Source organism: Acinetobacter sp. UBA2063 (assembly GCF_002333245.1).
Classification (GTDB): domain Bacteria; phylum Pseudomonadota; class Gammaproteobacteria; order Pseudomonadales; family Moraxellaceae; genus Acinetobacter; species Acinetobacter parvus.
In genome coordinates this window covers 425-4,544 of sequence record NZ_DDAH01000253.1, presented here as the reverse complement: position 1 = coordinate 4,544, position 4,120 = coordinate 425, and the positions used below count along the sequence as shown (strand labels likewise).

The following is a 4,120-nucleotide window of genomic DNA, read 5'->3' as shown; positions in this document are numbered from 1 at the left end:
AAACAAGTGGGACCACCTCTTATCCCAATTAAAGTCGAGGCAACCCGTACCAATACCACCTATATGGAAACACCAGCTTTCAATTTTCCGTATTGAAAGCCCTAAAGCAGATCAATCTGCCCAGGTCAACCTGACTGAACTGGTTAAAGGGATTCCGAGCATCCAGCTACGCAACCGAGAGAGCTACGCGCAGGATTTACAGCTTTCGATGCGTGGTTTTGGTGCCCGTTCTACTTTTGAGGTAAGGGGAATCCGTTTATATACTGATGGTATTCCTGCAACCATGCCTGATGGGCAGGGGCAGACCTCTAATATTGACTTGAGTAGCTTGGATCATCTTGAAGTTCTAACTGGGCCATTTTCTTCCCTGTACGGAAACTCATCGGGTGGCGCAATTCTGGCAACGACCAAAGAAGGGCAAGGTAAAGATTCTATTGAAATGAGTTATGCTGGAGGAAGTCATCATAAAAATCGTGCGGGTTTGATATTACAAGGAGGGACGGACAAGCAAAATGAGCCGAGTTATATCATTAGTTCATCTTATTTTGATACTGATGGTTTCCGTGACCATAGCGGTGCCAATAAAACCTTAAATAATGCCAAACTGACATGGAATCTGGATGATGGCAGCAAGATTAACTGGGTCACTAATTACGTCAATATTGATGCTGCTGATCCAGGTGGACTAACTCGAGCAGAGTGGGAGAACAATCCCAAACAAGTTGCAAAAATGTCCTGGATTATAATGCGCGTAAAAAAATTGATCAGATCCAGACTGGTGTGACATGGTCAAAGCCAATCAATGATCAACATGAATTTTATGCCATGGCTTATATCGGACAGCGGCAAGTCATTCAATATCAGTCTATTCCTGATATAGTTCAAAAAAATCCCAATACACCTTATCAGGCGGGTGGGGTGATTGATTTTAAACGTGGCTACTATGGAACTGATTTTCGCTGGACGGGTAAGGATTTACTTCCTCAAACCCAATTTACCGCTGGTGTTTCTATAGATGCTATGAATGAAGATCGACAGGGTTTCCAAAATTTTAATGATCAGGGTGATAAAGGGATTGTGGGTGCTTTGCGCCGAGATGAGCGAAATAATTTATGGAATATTGATCCTTATCTACAAGCATCATGGTCATTTCTACCCAAAATGCGTTTAGATACGGGGATACGATACAGTAACGTACATTACAAATCCAAAGATCATTATATTGTTGGTCTAAATGGTGATAATAGCGGTAAAACAACTTATGAAGAAATCTTGCCATCCGTTGCTTTAAGTTGGCAATTCATGCCACAGGCATTGATCTATGCAAGTTATGCCAAAGGCTTTGAAACACCAACATTCATGGTTTTTCTCGGGTAGATAACCTGTTTAATAAAAATTATATCGGTTCAGTCATCGTTAATGAGGGGAATAGCCCATTTTTTGAACCTGCTGATGGGCGTAAGCTCAGTGTAGGGATGAGAGTAAGTAAGCAATTTTAGCAGAACGAGCAGTACCTGAAATAAGATACTGCTCGGTTATTTATTTTTTAGGTGGCTGAGCTGGAGCGGCTTTTTTGGCAGCAATCGCTTCTTCAACCTGAGCTAATGATTCTTTGGCATTTGGATAATTTGCCTGAGCAAGGCGTGCAAAAATATTTCTGGCTTCTTCGAGGTTTTGATCAAGAATTCCACCATTTGCCAACATATTTCCTAATATCATTAGTGATGGTGCATAACCTTTCTTCGCTAGCTCCTTTAGGCTCTCAACCGCTTGTTGTTGCATAATTGGATTTTTATTTTTTACACCAATACCAAGATCATAAATTGCTTTAAGATTTTGTGCTGGGTAATAATCCTTGCGTAGCAAAGGCAGTAAGCGTTGAATTGCAATTTGGTCATATTCAGGTTTACCCTGTTTAAACAATAAATCTGCAAATTCAACTGAGGCTTCCTCAGAACCTTGTACAGATGCTTTATCTAAATATTCCTTGTATTTTTGAGCATCTTTGGGGAGGCCTAAATTCCCTTTATGATAGGCTTGTGCCAAGATAAAGCTGGCCTTACCAAATCCTTTGTTGGAGGCATCCTGATAATATTGCAAAGCTTTTTTTTCATCCTTCACTGTGCCTTGCCCGATTTGGGTCATATAACCCACATTATAAATTGCCTGGGCATTGCCTGTATTTGCTAGCCGCTGCATTTCCTGAAATGCTTCATGATAATTCTTTGCTTCATAAAGTTGAGTGGCTTTTGCAAAGACATCTGCAGCTGCTGAGGTTTTATTGTCTGCTGCAAATACCGAATGGCTTGCAACCATGATTAGGTTGGCAATGAGCAACTTTTTCATCTTTCCTTTCCTTTCATGTAAATCTGCCGCAATCCTTTGTTGTTGGCAGAAAACAATGTTGTGACCCAAGTAAGTTTAAGAGTTTGGCATAAAATGTAAATGTAAATTTTGTATGTCAATATTTATGGCTAAATATATTCTAGCTTTGTAGTATTTTGAAATATATAAATTATTTCAAAATACTGATAAAGAAAAATGTGAATACATCATGTAGAAATAGTCAGTCTACTGTTAATTTATTCATTTATTTAGATTGCTTGCCTGAGTTTAGTAATTGTTCAATCTGTTCTGCATTTTGTGGCATACCAGCGATACGGACACCATTTTTCAAAAATAGGGTGGGTGTTCCGTTAATTTGTAGTTTTTGTCCCAAGATCAAATTCTTTTGAATTGGGGTGGAACATTGTCCTGAATTTTTTGGAGCTTTGCGATGTAGCATATAATCTTCCCAAGCTTCATACTGGTTTTTAGCACACCAGATTTTGTTGGCAATTTCTTCTGCCTGAGGATGTAGAGTTTTTAATGGGAACGGAAATAAATAGACAGTCACATTATCAATGGCGGTCATATACTGTTCCAGTTTCTGACAATAAGGGCAGTCGGGATCTGTAAATATATAGAGTGTACGTTTAACATCACCTTTAACATATCGAATAGCTTGCTCTAATGGCAGTTGTTTAACATCAATTTTATTGAACTCAATTAAACGTTTTTCGGTTAGATTTTTTTGGTTTTTTGGATCGACCAGTTGACCAATAAACAGATAGTATGATGGAACAATAGCGCCCATTTGAATATTGGGCAATCCTATCGCATAAAAATTATTGAGGCCTCGCCACGTCACCATTTAAAGCTTCTGGTAAATCTAAAACGGTTAGATGAAGTTCTTCCAGTGCGGTCGGTTTGGCAATCACCAAAGCTAAATAACCATCTTCAAAAGCGATACTATTAACGACTTCTACATCTTTACTGAGTTGGGTTGCAGGAGCGGGTACAGCATCATTCCCTTGAATCAAATGCAACCAGTGTTTAGGTTTTGCCTTAAACCATAGACGTGCCACAATTTCCTGTCCTAGATAACAACCTTTATCAAAATGCACACCCTCTCGTTGATGCAGACGCAGTTCCTGTGGCTGGAACAGATGTTCAGTTGCTTGGGTAATCCATGCCTGTCCAGACTGAATGGCTTGTATTTGCCATGCATTTATATCTGTTTCTGTTGAAGAAAACTCGGTATGGTTGCCTATAAAACTTGGAAAAACTTGACCAATTTCTTCTAGCTTCATTTTTGAGAAAGCACCAAACTTTTTAATATGTCTGGAAAACTCTTCTGCCTGATCCTGAGTTGTCACCAGTTCAAAACTTTCTGGATTTAATCTTTTGATCCATAGGCCAAAATGAATACGCCCTTTTAAATCACAAATAGCGGTGTAGCGACTTTCATTTTCTGGCAGGCGTTCAACATGAACAGTCACCTGACCTTGTAGAAATTTTTGTGCATCTACACCATTTAAGCTAAAAGCAGTAAAAGCAAGCTGACTCATAAATCAATCCCAAAGCAAAGTTCTGTTCATTACAATATAAGGGCTTATTTTGCGCTATTTTTCACAAAAAAACAGCTTTAGATTCTGCTTATTTATTTATGACAGAATGGGCAACCAAAGCTATCGCAACGATTGATTCATGGTGATGACAAATATAACAATAGTGATCAACAATGATGGAAAATAAAAATGACAGGTACAGTTAAATTAAATCGCGTGTTCAAGGCCCC

Annotated in this window: 2 protein-coding genes and 2 pseudogenes; 1 reads left to right on the top strand and 3 read right to left on the bottom strand. The window is 39.0% G+C overall.

Features of this window, described 5'->3' with window-relative positions; genetic code table 11:
• Window positions 1–1,359: pseudogene (locus B4H32_RS11970) on the top strand (TonB-dependent receptor domain-containing protein); the annotation flags it as partial.
• Window positions 1,360–1,539: 180 nt separating this feature from the next.
• On the opposite strand, the gene B4H32_RS11965 reads toward B4H32_RS11970, so the two are convergent.
• From B4H32_RS11965 to B4H32_RS11955, 3 genes and pseudogenes are all read right to left on the bottom strand, one after another.
• The gene (locus B4H32_RS11965) at window positions 1,540–2,346 is read right to left on the bottom strand and encodes a tetratricopeptide repeat protein (protein ID WP_004756040.1); all 807 of its coding nucleotides are present in this window, start codon (window positions 2,344–2,346) and stop codon (window positions 1,540–1,542) included.
• A gap of 244 nt (window positions 2,347–2,590) precedes the next feature.
• Window positions 2,591–3,112 (bottom strand): annotated as a pseudogene (locus B4H32_RS11960) (DsbC family protein); the annotation flags it as partial.
• Between the two features lie 55 nt (window positions 3,113–3,167).
• Complete coding sequence (locus tag B4H32_RS11955) at window positions 3,168–3,890, bottom strand: YgfZ/GcvT domain-containing protein (protein ID WP_286803241.1); 723 nt, start codon at window positions 3,888–3,890, stop codon at window positions 3,168–3,170.
• Window positions 3,891–4,120 lie beyond the last annotated feature (230 nt).

Excerpts from the sequence above, each read along its gene's own strand:
- B4H32_RS11965 (WP_004756040.1), bottom strand. The coding sequence starts at position 2,346 with ATGAAAAAGTTGCTCATTGCCAACCTAATCATGGTTGCAAGCCATTCG.
- B4H32_RS11955 (WP_286803241.1), bottom strand. The coding sequence starts at position 3,890 with ATGAGTCAGCTTGCTTTTACTGCTTTTAGCTTAAATGGTGTAGATGCA.